The sequence below is a fragment of the Janthinobacterium sp. FT14W genome, from assembly GCF_009208755.1.
GTDB lineage: Bacteria > Pseudomonadota > Gammaproteobacteria > Burkholderiales > Burkholderiaceae_D > Janthinobacterium > Janthinobacterium violaceinigrum.
The window spans coordinates 21,870-41,113 of sequence record NZ_WFLL01000049.1; the positions used below are offsets into that span (position 1 = coordinate 21,870).

Genomic DNA, 19,244 nt, shown 5'->3' on the forward strand with positions numbered 1-19,244 from the left:
TCTCTCTTTATTATATGAAATTGTCTTCGGCATACTATCGCGGGCATCTCAACCTGACCCGTCTTGCACTTTTCTTGCCGCCGTGAACTCCCTCACTGACGGCATGAGCGAAGCATATAATATTTTTTAGAAAAAAGCGAACGTTCGCTCTTTTTATGAAACAGCGTTGTTTTCCTCGCCAATCACAGGGCTGTAGGGGGGCAGCACGGGGGCTGGAAGCGGTATCAGAAAGCGCTGGTGCATCAGCGCCAGCATCTGTTCGGCCGGCACGGGACGGGAGATGAAATAGCCCTGCACTTCGTTGCATTGCAGCGCGCGCAGGATGTCGAGCTGCTCGCGCGTCTCCACCCCTTCGGCCACCACGCTCATGCCCAGCGCATGCGCCATCGACAGGATGGCGCGCACGAACACTTCGCCCTGCTCCGACCGCCCCAGCTCCATGGTGAAGGCGCGGTCGATCTTCAAGCCGTCCATGGCGAACTTCTGCAGCTGCGACAGCGAGGAATAGCCGGTGCCGAAATCGTCGACCAGCAGGCGCACGCCCAGCGCGCGGATGGCCGACAGCTGCTCCACGGCGCGGTTCTGCTCATCCATCATGGCCGATTCCGTGATTTCCACCTCGATCAGCCGCGCATCGATGCGGTGGCGCGCCAGCGCGGACGCCAGCACCTGGTGCACGTCGCCGCGGCCGAACTGGCGCGCCGAGACGTTGATGGAGACGGGCACCAGTTCCAGCCCGCTGGCTTGCCAGCGCGCCATCTGCAGGCACACCTTCTCGATGACCACTTCGCCCAGCTGCGAAATCAAACCGCTGCTTTCGGCCACGGGGATGAATTCCAGCGGCGGCACCATGCCGTGCTGCGGATGCTGCCAGCGCACCAGCGCCTCCATGCTGCACAGCTGCCCGCTCATGGCGTCGACCCTGGGCTGGTAGACGACGAGAAACTGGTCCTGCTCCAGCGCCGCCACCAGGCTTTGCTCCAGTTCGCGGCGGTTGCGGATGGTTTCGAACAATTCGGGCTGGAAGAAGCGGTGATGGCCCTTGCCGGCCACTTTCACGGCGTACATGGCGATATCGGCGTTCTTCAGCAGCACCTCCGTTTCGGCCCCATCGCGCGGATACAGGCTGATGCCGATCGAGGCGCCCATCTTGTGGCGTTCGCTGCCCAGGTAAAACGGTTCGTCGAAGGCGATGGCGATGCGCTGCGCCACCTGTTCGGCGCGGCTGTCGTCTTCCACGGGGTCGAGCACGACGACGAATTCATCGCCGCCCAGGCGCACCACGTGGTCGCCCGGCCGCAGCACGGCCTTCAGGCGCAGCGACGCGGCGCGCAGCACCTTGTCGCCTTCGGCATGGCCCTGCGTGTCGTTGATGTCCTTGAAACCGTCGAGGTCGATGAACAGCAGCGCCAGCATCTGCCGCGCGATGGCGGCGCGCCCCAGGGCGCCAGGCAGGAATTGCTGCAGCCAGTAGCGGTTGGGCAAGCCCGTCAAGCCATCTTCATTGGCCAGGCGGCGCAAGTCGCGCTCGTGCTCCTTGGCCGTGCTGATGTCCTGCAGGGTGACGGCCAGGCGGTCGCCGCTGCGCACCAGGCGCCGGCGTATCCAGCGCAGCTTGAACGGATTACCTTCCGGCAGCTCGATCTCTTCCTCGGAAAAGCCGGACTGCATGGCGGCCCGGTAATTATGGATGAGGTCGCGGAAATACGGCTCGTGGGCGCGCGATTGCAGCCGCATGCCCAGCAACTGTTCGCGGCGCACGCCGAAATAGCCGGCGCCCGGCTCGTTGCAGTCGACGATCTCGAAGTCGAGGATGCTGCCATCTTCGCCGCGCAGGGCGGCAATGATGTAAAAGCCGTCGCTCGTGCCTTCCGTGGCCATGCGGTAGGCGTTGCGCACGCCTTCGGACTGGTGGTGGCGCCACGCCAGGCGCAGCGACAGCACGGTGGCGACGGCGGCAAAGGCCAGCAGCAGCACGGTGACGGCCAGGGCGATGCCGATATAGATGGTGCGCGTTTCCTCGTAGGGATGCAGCATTTCGCCGTCCGACAGTCCGACCACGGCCGTAAACGGATAGGCTTTCAGCGCCTGCCAGCCCACATAGCGGCTTTGCTTGTCGGAAAAAGCGATCCTGCCGCCCGAATGCAGGGCGCCGCTCTCCGTTTCCAGGAAGCTGGTATCGAGAAACGGCGTGCCCTGGCTCCCATGCGTGGGCAGCACGCGCGAACCAAGGCGCGTGCTGAACAGCTCGCCCTCCTCGCCCACCATGGCGGACATGCCGAACTTGCCGAAATTAACACTGTTATAGAATTCGGAAAAATAGCTGGAGTGGATGGAAATCAGCAGCACGCCGTCGAAATTGCCATCCTCGTCTTCCAGCCGGCGCGTGAAATGCACGAGGCTTTCGCCCGCGCCAGGCGCTGACGGGGCCGCCTGGCTGGCCCGCCCCAGCGCGATGCGCAGCGCACTGGAATTGCTGCGCCAGTGGCGCAGCAGGAAATCGCTGCGCTCGTTGACCCGCAGGCGCTGCAGGGGCGCCGTGGCCGTCACGGGGTGGCCCTTGCGGTCGAGGATGGCGACGATGGCAAATTGCGGCAAGGCATACATGCCCTGCGTCTTCAATTGATCGAGGCGCAGCTGGCCGCGCGAATTTTCCCACTCATACTTGAGCTGCAAGGTCAGCTGGTCCATCTGCTCCAGGGTACGCAGCAGATACTGGCCATACGCCTTCGACAGCGACGACACGCTGTCGAGCGCCTGCTGCTGCGCCACCTTCTTTTCCGCCTCCAGCTGCAGCAAGGTGGCCGTCCACAGCACCGCGCACAGGACCAGCCCCAGCAAGGGCCAGGCCAGGATCAGGCGCAGGTTGGCCTTGAAAAAGTCGGCCCTGCTCATCTCCACCACGGCGGCGTTGTTATTATTTACAAATTGTCGCAAGAACATGGTGCAGCATCTGCCGTTTCTGTGTATTTCCTCAAGGACACACAAATTACCACAGAGTCATGTTTGCAGGTGAGCCCGCAGCGTAATTATGTGTGCGGCCCGCAGCCCGCCTGTCGCGCCTGCGTTACAATCACCATCCTTACCGTTGGAGAAATACATGCAGCAATATCAAGATTTGATCAAGACCGTGCTCGAAACGGGCAGCTGGCAAGACAACCGCACGGGCATCCGCACCCTGAGCGTGCCGGGCGCCATGATGCGTTTCGACTTGGCCAACGGCAATTTCCCCGCCGTGACGACCAAGAAACTGGCTTTCAAATCCGTGATCGGCGAATTGTGCGCCTTCCTGCGCGCGTCGCGCAACGCGGCCGAGTTCCGCGCGCTGGGCTGCAAGGTATGGGACCAGAACGCCAATGAAAACGCGCAATGGCTGGCCAACCCCTACCGCGAAGGCGAGGACGACCTGGGCCCCGTCTACGGCGTGCAATGGAGACAGTGGCCCGCGTATAAATTGCTGGATGCCGACAAGCCCGCGCAAATTGCCGATGCGCAAGCGAACGGTTTTACCCTGATCGCCCCCATCGCCGAAGACGGCGTGCAGAAGGTCTTGCTGTACAAGGCCGTCGACCAGCTGCGCGAGTGCCTCGACACCATCATGACGAATCCGGGCAGCCGCCGCATCCTGTTCCACGGCTGGAACCCGGCCGTGCTGGACGCCGTCGCCCTGCCCGCCTGCCATTTGCTGTACCAGTTCATCCCGAACGCCAGCACGCGCGAAATCTCGCTGTGCTTATATGTGCGCAGCAACGATATCGGCCTGGGCACGCCGTTCAACATCGCCGAAGGCGCGGCCCTGCTGCACCTGGTGGCGCGCCTGACGGGCTATACGCCGCGCTGGTTCACGTATTTCATCGGCGACGCGCACATCTATGAAAACCACCTCGACATGGTGGAAGAGCAATTGAAGCGCACGCCGTTCCCCGCGCCCCGCTTCGTCATTTCCGACCGCGTGCCCGAGTATGCGAAGACGGGCAAGTACGAGCCGGAATGGCTGGAAAAAATCGAACCGTCGGATTTCTCGCTGGAAGGCTATGAACACCATGCGCCCATCAAGGCGGCGATGGCCGTCTGATGGCGGTCGCTCCCCTTGCCGCCCTGCACCGCAAGCTGTTTGACGAAACCGATGGCAACAAGTTCGCGCGGCTGAAAGACCGCCTGATCAAAAAGCATGGAATGGACGAGCGGCGCGCCGTACTCGACATCCTCATCGGCTACGCCAGGGATGGCCAGCTGCTGCATTGGCGCAACTTCCTCATGACGGACATCCTCGCGCTGGCCCAGCCTGGCGAGTGCGGCGACTTCTTTACCGCCTGCCTGGCAGTGCCCGAGCTCAGCTACTGGGCCGTCGATGGCATGCTCAAGAGCATGGGCAAGGCCGCCTATGGCCCGCTGGTGGCGCTCGCCGCCGCCGACGATGCCAAGTCCGGCACGCGCGCCAAGGCCATCAAGAGCCTGGCCGTCTTCAGCGGCCAACCCTTCGACCGGGGCTTGATGACCGATCCCGGCCACTGGAAACCGGAGCAGCTGCGCGTGGCCGAGGTGCTGGCCTGGCAAGCGGACGGCTACCCGGATGGCCACGGCTTTGCGGCGCCGGCCACGCATGCCTCGCTGGACGATCCACGCACGGCACTGGAGAAGGCGGCCGCGAAACTGGACAGGAAACTGGCGGCCGAGCGCACGAAGGAGCAGGACCTGGCGCGTCCGTCGAACTGGCTGGTCATTGCGGAGAATGCCGACCTGGCCGCCATCGAGCAGCGTTGGACTTTGCCGGAACAATACCGGCGCTTCCTGGCCCGCTATTCGCCGCTGCGCGTGTATATCGACAGCAAGCGCTACTTCCAGGGCCTGAACCTGTACGGCGCGGCCGAACTGCTCAAGGCACAGCATGGCTATGCGTGGAATCCTGTCACGCAGGAAAGCATCAGCGGCTGGCCGGCACACTATCTGGTGATCGCCGACGCGGGCGCCGATCCGTATTGCCTGGTTTTGTCAGCCATCGTTGACGGCGACGCGCCCGTCTACACGGCCGAGCACGGCGCAGGCGCCTGGCGTTTTGAACGCCATGCGGACAGCTTTGTCGACTTCCTCAAGGAAATCGCCGCGGCTGCCTAGGCTGCCTGGCCGGGCTTAGCCCGGTCCCTCGCCGCCGGGGCCAGGACCGCCAGGACCGCCGGGACCGCCTGGGCCCCGTCCGCCCGGCGGACCGAGGCGCGGTTCGCGCGCGCCCTCCTTCGCCGCCGTCGTGGCGCCGCCAAGGCGGTACGACAAGCCCACATAAATCATGCGCCCGTCGAAGCGGCGCGTGCTCGTCTCGCGCAAGGACGCGCTGTTGATGACGGTTTCCATCTTGTTGGTGCTGAACACATCGGTCACGTTCATGACCAGGCTCAATTGCGGCGTCACCGTGTGGCGCCAGCTCATATTCAAGGTATTGTTCGGCGAGCGGTAACCCTGTCCCGACAGCATCTTGCCTTGCATTTGCAGGGCCAGTTGCAGCTGGTTATCCGCATTGACCTGGTAATTGAAGCGCGCGCGGCCGCTCAGGGCGTTTGCCGTGCGCGTGCTGAGCTTGCCCAGGTCGTCGGAACTGGTCTGCTGGCTGCGCGCCAGGTTGCCGCTCGTGTTCAGGGTCAGCGATGGCGTCAGCTTGCCGCTGACGCTGAACTCCAGGCCGCTCGAATGGCTGCCTTCGCCGTTTTGGCGCGTGGTCAGCAGCACGTTGTCGCTGATGAAGTAGCGGTAATCGACGATGGCGTCCGTATCGCGGCGGTGGTAGGCGCGCAAGCTGCTTTCCAGGCCCGCGATCTTCGTTTCATAGCCGATCTCGAACGAATCCGTCTGCGTGGGCTTGAGCTTGGGATTGCCGGCCGACACATTGAATTCGTCGCGGTACACCACGTAGGGGTTCAGGTCGCCCGCGTTCGGGCGGCGGATGCGGTGCGCATAGCTGAAGCGCAGATTGCTCTCGTCATTGACCTTGTAGGTGGCGAACAGGCTGGGGATGTAGTTGATGTAATTATTGCCGGCCTCGACGCCGCCCGTGATCTGGCGCACGTTCAAGTCCGTGTATTCGGCGCGCAAACCGGCCAGCGCGCCCCAGCGTTCATTCAGGCGCATCTGGTAGGAACCGTACAGGGCGATGGTGCGCTCGTCCATCTCGAAACGGTTGCTGCGCATGGGATTGACGGTTTCCGCCAGGCTGGCCGGATGGATGTCCGTGTACAGGGTGTCGAAACTGCTCTTGTTGTCCGCCACCTTGTAGCCCAGCTTGGCGGTGCCGCCCGCCAGCGGACGTTCGTAGTCGCCGCTGAAGTCGACGATGCGGTTGCCCGTCTCGCTGTGCTGGCGCGCGCGGCTGTCGAAGGCGTTGACGGGCGCGATCGCATAGGCATTCGCGTAATCGCTGTCGCTCTCGTTGCTCGACGACGACACGCGCAAGTCGATCTTCAGGGTTTCGCCCGGCAATTCGCCCTTGTGGTCGTAGCGCCCGCCCCAGCTGTAATTGCGGCTGTCGCCGTTGCGCACGGTGCTGCGCACATAGTCGCCGATGGTGCTGCCCGTGCTGTCGCCATTGATGTAGCGGTCGAGCGAGCGCTGGTCGTTGCTGCGCCCGTTGTACGACACGCTGGCGGCCAGGGTGTCATTCGCGTTCAGGTTGTAATTGACGGTGCCGTGCAAGCCCAGCGAGTCGTTCAAGCCATTGCTGGTGGAGCTCTGGCTGCTGGGAGCGAAGGCGCCCGTGCCGCGGTCCAGGCGTTCGCGGCTGACTTCGCCCACGGAATTGCGGCCGTCATGGCGCACATTGATGCCGCCCTGGTAACCCCACGGCCCTTCGTTGTACGTGCCGGACACGGAACTGTTGTAGCGTCCCGCAATGCCCGCATTCGCATTCACGGTGGCAAAGCCGCCCGGCTTGCGGTTGCGCCGCATCACCAGGTTCAAGATCGGGCCGCCGCCGGCTTCGTTGCCGAACTGGGCGCCGGGATTGTTGATCACTTCCACCGACTCGATATCGTCGGCCGCCATGGCGTTCAGGGTGGCACCCCGCGAATCGCCCTGCAGCATGGCCGACGGCTTGCCGTCGATCAATATCTGCACATTGCTGCTGCCCCGCAAGGACACGCTGCCGTCGGGGTCGACGGCCACGGACGGCACATTGTTCAAGGCGTCGGCCGCCGTGCCATTGGTGCTGCCCACGTCGGACTTGACGTCGTAGACTTGCCGGTCGATGCGGCCCGTGGGGCGTTCCGCCGTCACGCTGACGGTCGCGGGAGCGTCGACGGCGGGCGCCTTGGCCGGTGCTGGTGCGGGCTTGACGGCGGCGTCGCCCGTGACGGTTTGCGCCTGGACGGCGGCGCCGGAGACCAGCAGGCTGCCGCCCGCCAGACAGTGGAAAAGAAGTTTATGCATTTGGCTAAAAAATAATGGAGACGCTACGGATGAGGCGCTACGCCGCGGCGTGAGAGCACGTTCAAAGCATGCCATGAGTCGCGGCAGCAAAGCAAATGCGAACCATTGTTATTTACTTCAATTTACAAATCTCTTCCACTTGTGGTCGTACAGCCTCATCCGATGAACTTTGCGCCAACTTTGCGCTAGCGCAGCAAGCCATGGCCGCGCGCCAGTTTCAGCCAGCCCGGATATTCCGTCATCAGCAAATCATACAGTTCCGCATCGCTGTGCTCGTCCGGCGAGCCGACGGAAAAGTAGTTGGCGTTGTCGACCAGACGCCCCTGCAACTCGTCGAGCTTTTCCAGGAAGGGGAAGTCGGAATCGGCAAACGCGGCGAGGAACTTGCTTTTCGATTTGCGGCCCTTGCCGATGCCCATGAATTGCCAGAAGATGGGTTCATTGCTGGCCCAGCGCAATTGCTTCTCCGTCGTCGCCTGGTCGCTGGTGCCGCCGTCCGTGACGAACATCACGTACACGGGCAATTCCGCCGCGACGGGCCGCGTGCGTTCGCCACCGGCTGCATCGGGGAAATAAAACGCGCGGATCGCTTGCATGGCGGCGCCATAGCGCGTGTCGCCTTCCAGCGGGTGGCGCTGTATGGCCTGGCCCACGTAGGTATTGCAGTTGCTCAAGGCCATGGGCGCCGGATGGTGGACGTTCTTGCCGAACAGGAAAACGTCGATCTCGCCATCGTCGTCGAACTTGCAGCCCAGGGCCAGGATGCGCTCGGCAAAGCGCTGCACCAGGCCCTCCTTGTACAGCCGTCCCATGGAGCCGGAGATATCGAGGCACAGGCAGACCTTGGCACGGTGCTCCGACAGGCCCACTTTTTGCAGGGACACGCCGGCCTGCTTGACCAGGCTGACCAGTTGCGGCGCCTCGCGTTCCACCCGCTTTTCCAGGTTGAGCTTGGCTTGCACGACGGCAGACGCGGCCGCCGGGGCCGCCGCAGCGGCGGGCGCGGCCTGGTCGACTTCGCCGCCGAAGTGGCGCACCAGCGCGTCCAGGCCCCCATTGAAACCCTGGCCCACGGCCATGCAGCGCCAGCCGCCATCCTTGCGGTAGAGCTCAAGCAGCATCACGGCTTTTTCCTGCGCGAAATCTGCGCCCGCAAAGACGAAGCGGGCCAGTTCGCGCCCGCCCGCCTGCAGGCGCACGTGGCCGGACCGCAGCTGCGACATCACGCCGCCGCCATCGATGGATGCCGTCACGACGAGGCGGTCTATGCCGGCCGGCAAGCGCGCCAGCTGCAAGGCAAACTCGGCCATGTCGCCGCCGCTGCCGGCGCGCGCTTCCACGCCGCCGCACGGCGTGCGCGGCTGGTTGAAAAAGGTCATGTAGCGCTCGTCGGACAGTTTGCCGCCGGCATCGAGGCCGAAGCAGGCCACGTCCAGCGCCAGCCCCTGTGCGGCGACGCCGATCTGCAGCACGCCATCGGGTACGAGATTGGCCAGCGGCAAGCGCTGGCCCTTGGCCAAGGTTTCCATCAATGTCTCCAGATATTAAGCAAGGTAGCTAAGCAAGGTAGCTAAGCAAGGTAGCGGCGCGGATTGTCCGCGTTGAAATCGTCCTCATCGTCCTTGTCCTCGCCCTTGAAGACGACGGGGCCGTTGAAGGCCAGCTGCAGGTTCTCGCCCTGCCAGCTGAGCCACGGCGTCGCCTCGCTGCCCGGCTCCGACGTCTTGCCGGACGGCTCGAGGATGATGCTGTCCCCCGTGATGCGCGCCATGCCGATCACATAGGTGTAGACCGTGTCGTCCTCGGCCGCCTTGGACAGGCGGAAATCGAACGCGCACTCGACGGTCTGCTCGCCGTATTGCATGACCATCTTCGGCCGCATGGACGCCACGGACACGGCGCCGTTGGCCAGCGCCGAGTACACGCTGAAGACCAGGCCCACGGTGCCGCCGTAATGTTGCGCCAGCGCGGGATTGACTTCCACCGTTTCCGTGGCCGGCTCCTTGCCGGATGCGCCGGCCACGTCGCCCAGGTGGCGCACATACGGCATGGCGTCGAAACTGCCTGCCGTGTCCGGCGCCTGGATGAAACGCATCTGGCCATTCGGCAAGAGGATGCCGACCCGCAAATCGAGATCGTCGTTATCGTCGTCGCCATCGCCGTTATCGACCCAGCTGGCCTTGACGATGAGTTTTTTCGGCGCGCCCGCGCCCTTTTCCAGCGACACCTTGTGCGTCTGCCCCGCCTTGGTCAGCGAGATTTTCGACAGGGAAATCTTCGCCGCCGGTTCCGGCGCGGCCTGCGCCACTTCGCCGCCGAAATGCGCGACCAGCGCTTCCAGGCCGCCATTGAAACCCTGGCCCACGGCCATGAAGCGCCAGCCCCCGTCCTTGCGGTAGAACTCGCCCAGCATGACGGCTTTTTCCTGCGCAAAATCGGCGCCCCCATACGCGTAGCGGGCCAGCTCGCGGCCGCCGTCGAGCAGGCGCAGATAGCCGCTGTCCAGCTGCGCCATGGTGGCGGCGCCATCGATGGCGGCCGTGACGACCAGGCGTTCGATGGAGGCAGGCAAGCGCTCCAGCTGGTAGCTGAAACCGGCAAGGTCGCCCGCCGGCGCCGCCGCCTCCACGCCGCCGCACGGCGTGCGCGGCTGGTTAAAGAAGGTCATATAGCGCTCGTCGGACAGCTTGCCGGCGGCATCGAGGCCGAAACAGGCAAAGTCCAGCGCCACGCCCGCGCCGGCAAGGCCCAGCTGCACGATATTGCCCGTGACGAGGCCGGACAGCGCCAGGCGCTGCCCCTTGATCAGGTTTTCCATGGGACTATGTATTCAGGTGTGAAAGCTTGGGACTACGGCTCAGGGCAAGGTCCGTCGTCCGAAGGCAGTACGAATGTACAGCCAGTCCCTGGCGGAGCAAAGCCGCCATGGACTGCCGTTCTGTATTCTTGAACAAGGCTAACAGAGCTTCGGACTACGGTCCAGGGCAAGGCGCGTCACCGACGACAGTACGCATCGTACGGCGAGGTGACGCAACGCCGCCATGGGCCGTTTTCCGGAGCGCTTAGGCGTTGATGCCGAACGAACGCGCGAGAGGCCCCAGGCCGCCCTTGAAACCCTGGCCGATGGCCTTGAATTTCCATTCGCTGCCGGCGCGGTAGATTTCGCCGAAGATCATGGCCGCTTCCGTCGAGCCGTCTTCCGACAGGTCGTAGCGGGCGATTTCCGCGCCATTGTCGCCGTTCAGGCAGCGGATGTAGGCCTTGCCCACCATGCCGAAGTTCTGCTTGCGGTTTTCCGCATCGTGAATCGTGACGGCCACGGCGATCTTGTCGATGTCGGCAGGCACGCTGGCCAGGTCGACGGCGATTTTCTCGTCGTCGCCATCGCCGCCGCCCGTCGTGTTGTCGCCCGCGTGGACGATGGAGCCATCGGCCGACTTCAGGTTGTTATAAAAAATGAAATCAGCGTCGGAACGGGCCTTGCCATCCGTTTTCAGCAGGAAGGCGCTGCCGTCCAGGTCGAAAGCGGCGCCATCGGTGGCGCGCGGGTCCCAGCCCAGGCCGATCACGATTTTCTTCAAGCCAGGAGCTTCCTTGCTCAGGTTGACATTGCCGCCTTTTTGCAAACTGATCGCCATGGTAATTCCTCTTCAATTAGTGGGTTGCATTCGGTGTTTCGGGTCACTGGGCCGGCTCCCCGGCCTGATGAGCCATGAGCCTACCATAAAGTCCATGCTTGCCAGCCGCACACTATTGAAAATAATGCTATGCAGAAAAAATTGCGCCGCTGCCCTGCTGGCCGAAATGACGGATAATGCCGCTCGACAGAACTTCCACCATCATGAGCGATGCGATCCCTGGCTTGAACTTGCCTGAAAATACCACGCGACTCGTTTGCATTCCCGGCACCTTGTGCGATGCGCGCCTGTGGTCGCGCCTGGCGCCGGCCCTGGGCGATGCCATGCAAGTGCACCACGTGCCCCTGCACGAGGCGCGCACGCGCGCGCAGATGCAGCAGATGATTGCCAGCCACAGCGACGGGCAGGCGCACCTGGCGGGCTTTTCGCTGGGCGCCTACCTGGCGCTCGAACATGCGCTGGCCCACCCGCAGCGTGTCAAGTCCCTCACCTTGATCGCCAATTCGGCCAAAGGTTTGCTGCCGGCGGAAGTCGAAGCGCGCCGGCGCATCGTCACCATGCTCGAGCGCAATGCCTATGCGGGCATCACGCGCCAGCGCCTGCGCGAACTGCTGCACCCGTCGCATTTGCAGGACGCCGGCATCACGGGCCTGATCCAGCAGATGGGGCTGGACCTGGGCAAGGAGGTGCTGCTGGCACAATTTCTCACCACCATCGACCGCCCCGACCTGATGGCGCGCTTGCCGGAACTCGATATTCCCGTGCTGATCGTGGGCGCCGAAGATGACAAGCTCGTCGACCCCGACGACCTGCGCGCCATGGCGGCCCGCCTGCCGCAAGCCAGCTTGCACTTACTAAAAGACAACACCGGCCACATGATTCCGCTGGAAGCGCCCCTTCCGCTGGCCGACGCCATGCGTGCGCATCTGGAGGCGGCAGGCAATTTCAACGATAATGACGGGCATCGGGCCATGCCCCCACCACTTTCACGGAACCAATGAGCACACTGACCATCATCGTCGCCACCGACCAGCAAGGCGGCATCGGCATAGCCAACACCCTGCCGTGGAAGCTGCCGGAAGACCTCGCGCACTTCAAGCGTCTGACGACGGGCCACCCCATCCTCATGGGGCGCAAGACCTTCGACTCCATCGGCCGGCCGCTGCCGAACCGCCGCAACATCGTCATCACGCGCAATCCGGACTGGCGCCACGAGGGCGTGGAAGCGGTGTCGTCGCTGGAAGCGGCCATCGCGCTGCTCGACGGCGCCGAAGGCTATGTCATCGGCGGCGCCGATATCTACAGGCAGTCGCTGGCCCTGGCGCAGCGCCTGATCGTCACGGAAATCGGCCGGACGTTTGACTGCGACGCATTTTTCCCTGCCGTGGATCATGCTGTATGGCAAGAAACCGCGCGCGAGGCGCATGTTTCGGAGAAATCCGGCCTGCCTTACGCCTTTGTCACCCTGCAACGCAAAGCCTGATAAGGTTGCTATTCATTGGACAGAATGTTGCTGTAATACCCCTGTCACACCTTTGCGTCACGCTAGCGCTTGCTTGTGGCGCCTGGGGGCGATATTTTTTTCCCGCAGACGCTGCATTTCTGCGAGAATCCCGTTCTTATTTTTTTTCTGCGTCTGCCGGGTTGCCTTGCCGCCTGAAGTCGCGCCCTAGTCCGCCCCTCCATTACGTCAGGGGCGGCTTGCTTTTTTGGAGACATGCATGAAATTTCGTTTCCCTATCGTCATCATTGACGAGGATTTCCGTTCTGAAAATACGTCCGGCCTGGGCATTCGCGCCCTTGCCGCCGCAATGGAAAAAGAAGGCATGGAAGTGCTGGGCGTGACCAGCTACGGCGATTTGTCGCAATTTGCCCAGCAGCAATCGCGGGCGTCCGCCTTCGTGCTGTCGATCGACGACGAGGAATTCGGTGCCGGTTCCATCGAGGAAACGGACCACGCGCTCAAGTCCCTGCGCGCCTTCGTCGAGGAAATCCGCTACAAGAACGCGGACATCCCCATCTATCTGTACGGCGAAACGCGCACTTCGCGCCATATTCCCAACGATATCCTGCGCGAACTGCATGGTTTCATCCACATGTTCGAAGATACGCCGGAATTCGTCGCGCGCCACATCATCCGCGAAGCGAAGTCCTACCTGGACGGCCTGTCGCCGCCGTTCTTCCGCGCGCTGGTGCACTACGCCAACGACGGTTCCTACTCGTGGCATTGCCCCGGCCACTCGGGCGGCGTGGCCTTCCTGAAGTCGCCGATCGGCCAGATGTTCCACCAGTTCTTTGGTGAAAACATGCTGCGCGCCGACGTCTGCAACGCCGTCGAGGAACTGGGCCAGCTGCTCGACCATACGGGTCCTGTCGCCGCGTCCGAACGCAATGCGGCGCGCATCTTCAATGCCGATCATTGCTATTTCGTCACCAACGGTACCTCGACCTCGAACAAGATGGTGTGGCACTCGACCGTGGCGCCGGGCGACATCGTCGTCGTCGACCGCAACTGCCACAAGTCGATCTTGCATTCGATCATCATGTGCGGCGCGATTCCCGTGTTCCTGATGCCGACGCGCAATCACCTGGGCATCATCGGCCCCATCCCCCTGCACGAATTCACGCCGGAAAGCATTGCCCGCAAGATCGAGGCAAATCCGTTCGCGCGCGAAGCGAAGAACAAGAAGCCGCGCATCCTCACCATCACGCAATCGACCTACGACGGCGTGATCTACAACGTGGAAACCCTGCGCGAAATGCTGGACGGCAAGATCGACACCCTGCACTTCGATGAAGCATGGCTGCCGCACGCCACCTTCCACGATTTCTACAAGAATATGCACGCCATCGGCAAGGACCGTCCGCGCGCCAAGGAATCGATGATCTTCTCGACCCAGTCCACGCACAAATTGCTGGCCGGCCTGTCGCAGGCCTCGCAAATCCTCGTGCGCGAATCGGACACGGTCAAGCTGGACCAGGACGCCTTCAACGAGGCTTACCTGATGCACACTTCCACCTCGCCGCAGTATTCCATCATCGCTTCGTGCGACGTGGCCGCGGCCATGATGGAAGCACCGGGCGGCACGGCCCTGGTGGAAGAATCGATCATGGAAGCGCTCGATTTCCGCCGCGCCATGAAGAAGATCGATCAGGAATGGGGCCAGGACTGGTGGTTCCAGGTGTGGGGTCCGTCCAGCTTCAATGACGAAGGCATGGGCCAGCAGGAAGACTGGATGATACGCGCCGAGGATGACTGGCACGGCTTCGGCGACCTGGCTCCCGGTTTCAACATGCTCGACCCGATCAAGGCGACCATCGTCAATCCGGGCCTGTCGCTGGACGGCCAGTTCGGCGACACGGGCATCCCCGCGTCCATCGTCACCAAGTACCTGGCCGAGCACGGCGTCATCATTGAAAAATGCGGCCTGTACTCGTTCTTCATCATGTTTACCATCGGCATCACCAAGGGCCGCTGGAATACCCTGCTGACGGCCTTGCAGCAATTCAAGGACGACTACGACAAGAATCAGCCGATGTGGCGCATCCTGCCGGAATTTGCGGCAGCCAACCCGCGCTACGAGAAAATGGGCTTGCGCGACCTGTGCCAGCAAATCCACGATTTCTACAAGGCTTACGACGTGGCGCGCTTGACGACGGAAATGTACCTGTCGGACATGATCCCGGCCATGAAGCCGTCGGACGCGTTCGCCAAGATGGCGCACCGCGAAATCGAGCGCGTGGCCATCGACGAGCTGGAAGGCCGCATCACGTCCATCCTGCTGACGCCGTATCCACCGGGCATTCCGCTGCTGATCCCGGGCGAGCGCTTCAACAAGACCATCGTCGACTACCTGCGCTTCGCGCGCGACTTCAACGAGCGCTTCCCCGGCTTCGAGACGGATGTGCATGGTCTCGTGAAACGGGAAGTCGATGGCAAGCGCGGTTACTTCGTCGACTGCGTCCGTCAGTAACGATTCATCCAATCTACTGCGCGTCGCGACTTGCGGCCTGCGATGCTCACCGTACTGGAGTACGGTTGCGCTTCTCGGCCACAATTCGCTTCCGCTCGCTACGATTGAATGAACCGTCGTGACGTTGCTGGAACGGCCGTCACTAGCGCCGCCTGATGCAGATCAGGCGGCGTTTTTCATTTCAGGCTACCGCGCACGCTTGTGCCAGATCAAACGGCCGGGGTGGCGGGCTTCTAAGATGGGCGACTCGTGGCCTCGTGATGGCTGGCATATGGCGCTCAAGGTGTGGCTGGAAATCGTGCAGCAGGCGGCGGCTGGCAGTGGCGCCCTGCTGCTGGCGGCCTTGCAGCAGGCTCAGGTAACTGTAGCCCGGCGGCGCGATGGCGATGGCGATGGCGACGGAGATGGGGATGGGGATGGGGACGGAGCGGGCATCGTGCTGTTTGCCGAGGCCGATGCGGCGCTGCTGCAAGCGCTGCCGGCCCTGTGCCGGCACGCCTCCGTACTGGCCATTGCCGCCTGCGGCCAGGCCCTGAGCTGCGCGCAGCAGCGGGCCGTGCTGGCGGCAGGCGCCCTCGATGTCCTGCTGTGGCCCGCGGGTAGCGCCGATGCGGGCCAGGTGCTGTCACGGCTGCAGCGCTGGCAGGCCGTGGCGCAACTGCTGGCGTCGAACGCCGTGCGCGGGGCCCTGGTGGGCGGCAGCGCGGTGTGGACCGCCTTGCTGCATCAAGTGGTGGAGATGGCCGCCTTCAGCCAGGCCTCGATACTGATCACGGGCGAGACGGGCACGGGCAAGGATTTATTGGCGCAACTGGTCCACCGCCTGGGCAACTGCCGCGGCGACTTCACCATCCTCGACTGCACCACCCTGTCGCCGGAACTGGCGGGCAGCGAACTGTTCGGCCACGAACGGGGCGCCTTTACGGGTGCGGCGGGCGCGCGCGACGGCGCTTTTGCCCTGGCCGACGGCGGCGTGCTGTTTCTCGACGAAGTGGGCGAACTGCCCCTGCCCCTGCAGGCGCAGCTGCTGCGCGCCATCCAGGAGCGCAAGTACAAGCGCGTGGGCGGCAACACGTGGCAGCCGACGCAGTTCCGGCTCGTGTGCGCCACTAACCGCGAACTGGAGCGCGAAGTGGCGCGCGGCGCCTTTCGCGCCGACCTGTATTACCGCATCGCCGGCTGGCGTTGCCGGACGCCGCCCCTGCGCGAGCGCCAGGACGATATCCTGCCCCTGGCCCGGCATTTCCTGGCCGAACTGGCGCAGCAGGCGCCGCCCCCGCTGGAGGCGGCCGTGCGCGAATACCTGCTGCTGCGCGACTATCCGGGCAATGTGCGCGAGCTGCGCCAGACCGTCACGCGCATCTGGCACCGCCATTGCGGCCCCGGCCCCATCACCATCGGCGCCCTGCCCCCCGAAGAACGGCTGCAGGCACCGCCCTGGCCCGACCGGCACTTCGAAGCGGCCGTGCGGCGGGCCCTGGCCCAGGGATGCAAGCTGTCGCACATCGCGCGCTGCGCCACCGACATGGCCATCCGCCTGGTGCTGGCCGAGGAACACGGCAACAACCAGCGCGCCGCCGCCCGCCTGGGCGTGACGGACCGCGCCCTGCAGATACGCCGCAAGACGGCCGCCTGCGCGGCGCAAGCGGCCGCAGCCCCGGTGCCGCCCGCGCCGGGGCCTCGGTGATCCGCCTCACGCCAGCCCCGCCAGCCGCAAAAAATTGCCGCCCGTGATCAGCGCCGCGTCCGGCGGCGGCAAGCCCAGCAAATGTATCTTGTGCAATTCCAGTCCCGGATGCAGCCAGGGGCCATCCGAGCCGAACAAGACCTTGTGCGGCCCCGCGCGGCGCACTGCCTGCTGCAGCAGGTCAAAGCGGCGCACGCCGGAACTGTCCGTATGGATGTTGCGGTGGCGGACCAGATGATCGATCAGCGCCAGCTGGGCCGCCCAGTCGTCGCCGAAGCTGCCCAGATGGGGCAGGATGAAATTGACGTCGGGATACTGCTGCGCCAGCAACTGGGCCACGGCCACCTCGCCGGCCGGATCGTACAGCACGGGCAAGCCGAAAAAGCGCGCCGCGTCGCACACTTCGCCGCTGATGCGCGCGTCCAGGCGGTGCGCCTTGATGCCGACAAAGCCGTAGCGCTCGACGGCCGTGCGCACCAGGTCCATGACGCGGCCCCGGTCGCGCCGCGCATGCACGAAGGCAAAGCCGTAAAAACGCTGCGGATCGGATGCGACCAGGCGCGCCACGCCGTGGTTGGCGATCGCGTAATCGGAGTGGAAGGTGGCGAACAGCACGCTGCGGCCTATGCCGGCCGCCCGTGCGCGGCGCAGGTAGGCGTGCAGCGGCGCATCGCTGTCCCACGGCCCGCTCAAGCCGTCGCCCGGTCCCGCATGGCAATGGCAATCGATGACGGGTTCCATGCCTGTCGCCTGCACCGTTCAGTTCCAGTCGCCCAGCACGACGATGCGGTTGCCGCGCCGGCGCCAGCGCCCGCTCTCTTCCTCGCTCTGCGGCGCGGGCGGGCGGAAGTGCGGCAACTGCTGGTGCAGCGCCCGCGTCAGCGCGCTTTCCACGGCGCGCGCGCTGCCGTCGCTGTCGGCCGCCAGGCGCGCCGCCTGCCCCGCGATGCGCACGAAGCGGCGCGCCAGTTCCAGTTCGCGGTCGGCCGGCGCTTCGGCAGCCATTTCCAGCTCCAGCGCACTGCTGGCGGCGCGCCCCAGGGCCGAGCCCAGCGCCGTGCCCACGCCCGGTATGGGGATCATCGACCCGAGGGCCCCGCCGACAAAGGGCAAGGCCGTCTTGGCCACGGCCTTCAAGGCGCCGCCCAGGGGCTTGGCCACCTTGGCGATGGCCGAGCCCACCTTTTTGACGCCCTTCCACACGCTCTTGAAGACATTGCCGAGAAACTGGTCGAGCTCCTCCTCGCTGGCCACTTCCAGCAATTCCATGGCCAACTGCAGTTCTTCCTCTTCGCCAAACACGGCCCGCGCACTGCCCTTGCCGGGCCAGTCCTGGCCGAATTCCAGCACTTCAAACGCGGCGCCGGCCCGCTGCCGGCATTGCGCGCATGCGCATTCCAGTGGGTGCATGATGCTCTCCTTCGCAATGTTCAAGGCCTGGCTGCCAGGCCCCCATTCAGGTCCACATTTCACCCAGCACGGCCAGTTCCAGTTCGCGCCGCTGATTGGTCAGCACGCCGCGCTGATGGGCAAACATGTCGTCATGGATGCGCTGCTCGATACGGCGCCGCTGCGCCGCCGAGGCCAGGGGCGCCACATACACCTGGTGCGTACTCAGGTCGACGGCCAGCATCTGGCCGCACAGCCGGTGCTGCAGCAGGCGCCGGTGCAAATCGTCCGTCTGGCCGCTGTAGGCGCGGCGCCGCCCGCCCGCGTCGAATTCGATCACATACAGGCCAGGCCCCCGGCCATTCGGATCGCGCAAGGCGTTGGCCAGCGGCCCCAGCGCCAGGTAAGTCAGGGCCGCCGCTTCCGGCACCCGGCCCATGGTGCCGGCCAGGGTCGGCGGGATCTCGCCCTGCATCTGGCCATCGTCCTGCCCCTGGTCCTGTCCGAAATCCTGCCCCTGATCCTGGCCCTGATCCTGGCCCCCGTCCGGTTCCGGTTGCTGCTGGCCGCCAAAAACGGGTTCGGCCACGGGATACAACGCTGGATAGATGGTCGGATAGATGGGCGCATAACCGCCCCAGCCCCGGTAGCGCGGCGGCAGATATGGCAGGGGATGACCGGCATGGCGGGGCGGCCGGCGGCCCGGCCCCTGGTAGCGGGGCGGGACGGGACGGCGCTGTCCGCGCAAGGGCGGCCGCGCGCGCAGCCCGCCGCCGCGCATGCCGCCGCGACCGTCGCCGGGACGCCAGCGCTCGCCCTCCCATTCGGCTTCGGCCTCGTCCTCGCCTTGCCACTCCTGCGACCACTCTTGCGACCATTCCTGCTCCCCGGCCGCTGCTGGCTGCCCCGCAAAGGGCAGCATTTCAAACGCGTCGTTCATATCGCCTCCTGATGTGATGTTCAAGCAAATCCATAGCCTGTTGCAGTTGCCCCGGTGTCTGGTCGGCCCGCAGCAGGAAAGTCAGTGCGCCGGCGCCGCCGCCCGCCTGCGCCAGCGCCAGCACGCCCGCTGCGCGCAAGGCCGGCTGCAAATGGGCGCGGCCGGGCAGGCGCTGCACGGGGAAGCTGCCGCCACGGCAGGCG

General features: G+C 64.5%; 15 protein-coding genes. 6 read left to right on the plus strand and 9 right to left on the minus strand.

From position 1 onward, the window contains the following. Positions 1-153: 153 nt before the first annotated feature. Positions 154-2,943 (minus strand): EAL domain-containing protein, encoded by a 2,790-nt coding sequence (locus tag GCN74_RS24105; RefSeq protein WP_226939193.1) that lies wholly within the window; start codon positions 2,941-2,943, stop codon positions 154-156. 157 nt (positions 2,944-3,100) lie between these two features. Here GCN74_RS24105 and GCN74_RS24110 point away from each other — a divergent pair, with 157 nt between their 5' ends. Continuing rightward, positions 3,101-4,075: a thymidylate synthase gene (locus GCN74_RS24110; RefSeq protein ID WP_152259015.1), complete on the plus strand. Its 975-nt coding sequence runs from the start codon at positions 3,101-3,103 to the stop codon at positions 4,073-4,075. After that, positions 4,075-5,115 (plus strand): SMI1/KNR4 family protein, encoded by a 1,041-nt coding sequence (locus GCN74_RS24115; protein ID WP_152259016.1) that lies wholly within the window; start codon positions 4,075-4,077, stop codon positions 5,113-5,115. Before GCN74_RS24110 ends, GCN74_RS24115 begins: the two co-directional genes overlap by 1 nt. Positions 5,116-5,130: 15 nt before the next feature. Here the strand turns inward: GCN74_RS24115 and GCN74_RS24120 are convergent, their stop codons facing one another. From GCN74_RS24120 to GCN74_RS24135, 4 genes are all read right to left on the minus strand, one after another. Continuing rightward, on the minus strand, positions 5,131-7,413 hold the full coding sequence (locus GCN74_RS24120) for an outer membrane beta-barrel family protein (protein WP_152259017.1): 2,283 nt from the start codon (positions 7,411-7,413) through the stop codon (positions 5,131-5,133). Positions 7,414-7,598: 185 nt separating this feature from the next. After that, positions 7,599-8,942, minus strand: coding sequence for a VWA domain-containing protein (locus GCN74_RS24125; RefSeq protein ID WP_152259018.1), 1,344 nt, complete (start codon positions 8,940-8,942; stop codon positions 7,599-7,601). A 41-nt stretch (positions 8,943-8,983) separates the two neighbouring features. Then, positions 8,984-10,231 carry a TerD family protein gene (locus GCN74_RS24130; protein ID WP_152259019.1) on the minus strand — a complete coding sequence of 416 codons (1,248 nt, stop codon included), beginning with the start codon at positions 10,229-10,231 and terminating at the stop codon, positions 8,984-8,986. Between the two features lie 244 nt (positions 10,232-10,475). After that, entirely contained in the window at positions 10,476-11,051 is a 576-nt protein-coding gene (locus GCN74_RS24135) for a TerD family protein (RefSeq protein WP_152259020.1), read from the minus strand. Positions 11,052-11,227: 176 nt separating this feature from the next. Between GCN74_RS24135 and GCN74_RS24140 the strand changes: the two genes are divergently transcribed. From GCN74_RS24140 to GCN74_RS24155, 4 genes are all read left to right on the plus strand, one after another. Continuing rightward, complete coding sequence (locus GCN74_RS24140) at positions 11,228-12,052, plus strand: alpha/beta fold hydrolase (RefSeq protein WP_226939194.1); 825 nt, start codon at positions 11,228-11,230, stop codon at positions 12,050-12,052. Then, positions 12,049-12,534 carry a dihydrofolate reductase gene (locus GCN74_RS24145; protein ID WP_152259021.1) on the plus strand — a complete coding sequence of 162 codons (486 nt, stop codon included), beginning with the start codon at positions 12,049-12,051 and terminating at the stop codon, positions 12,532-12,534. Before GCN74_RS24140 ends, GCN74_RS24145 begins: the two co-directional genes overlap by 4 nt. A 238-nt stretch (positions 12,535-12,772) precedes the next feature. Further along, complete coding sequence (locus tag GCN74_RS24150) at positions 12,773-15,025, plus strand: arginine/lysine/ornithine decarboxylase (RefSeq protein ID WP_152259022.1); 2,253 nt, start codon at positions 12,773-12,775, stop codon at positions 15,023-15,025. A 271-nt stretch (positions 15,026-15,296) separates the two neighbouring features. Then, positions 15,297-16,712: a sigma-54-dependent transcriptional regulator gene (locus GCN74_RS24155; protein WP_226939195.1), complete on the plus strand. Its 1,416-nt coding sequence runs from the start codon at positions 15,297-15,299 to the stop codon at positions 16,710-16,712. A gap of 6 nt (positions 16,713-16,718) precedes the next feature. Here the strand turns inward: GCN74_RS24155 and GCN74_RS24160 are convergent, their stop codons facing one another. The 4 genes from GCN74_RS24160 to GCN74_RS24175 all read right to left on the minus strand — a co-directional run. After that, positions 16,719-17,453, minus strand: coding sequence for an amidohydrolase family protein (locus GCN74_RS24160; RefSeq protein WP_152259024.1), 735 nt, complete (start codon positions 17,451-17,453; stop codon positions 16,719-16,721). 18 nt (positions 17,454-17,471) lie between these two features. Next, complete coding sequence (locus GCN74_RS24165) at positions 17,472-18,122, minus strand: hypothetical protein (RefSeq protein ID WP_152259025.1); 651 nt, start codon at positions 18,120-18,122, stop codon at positions 17,472-17,474. A gap of 46 nt (positions 18,123-18,168) precedes the next feature. Next, complete coding sequence (locus GCN74_RS24170; protein WP_152259026.1) at positions 18,169-19,041, minus strand: hypothetical protein; 873 nt, start codon at positions 19,039-19,041, stop codon at positions 18,169-18,171. Further along, on the minus strand, positions 19,025-19,244 hold a 220-nt coding region (locus GCN74_RS24175; protein ID WP_226939196.1), incomplete at its 5' end, for a hypothetical protein. The genes GCN74_RS24170 and GCN74_RS24175, both read right to left, overlap by 17 nt.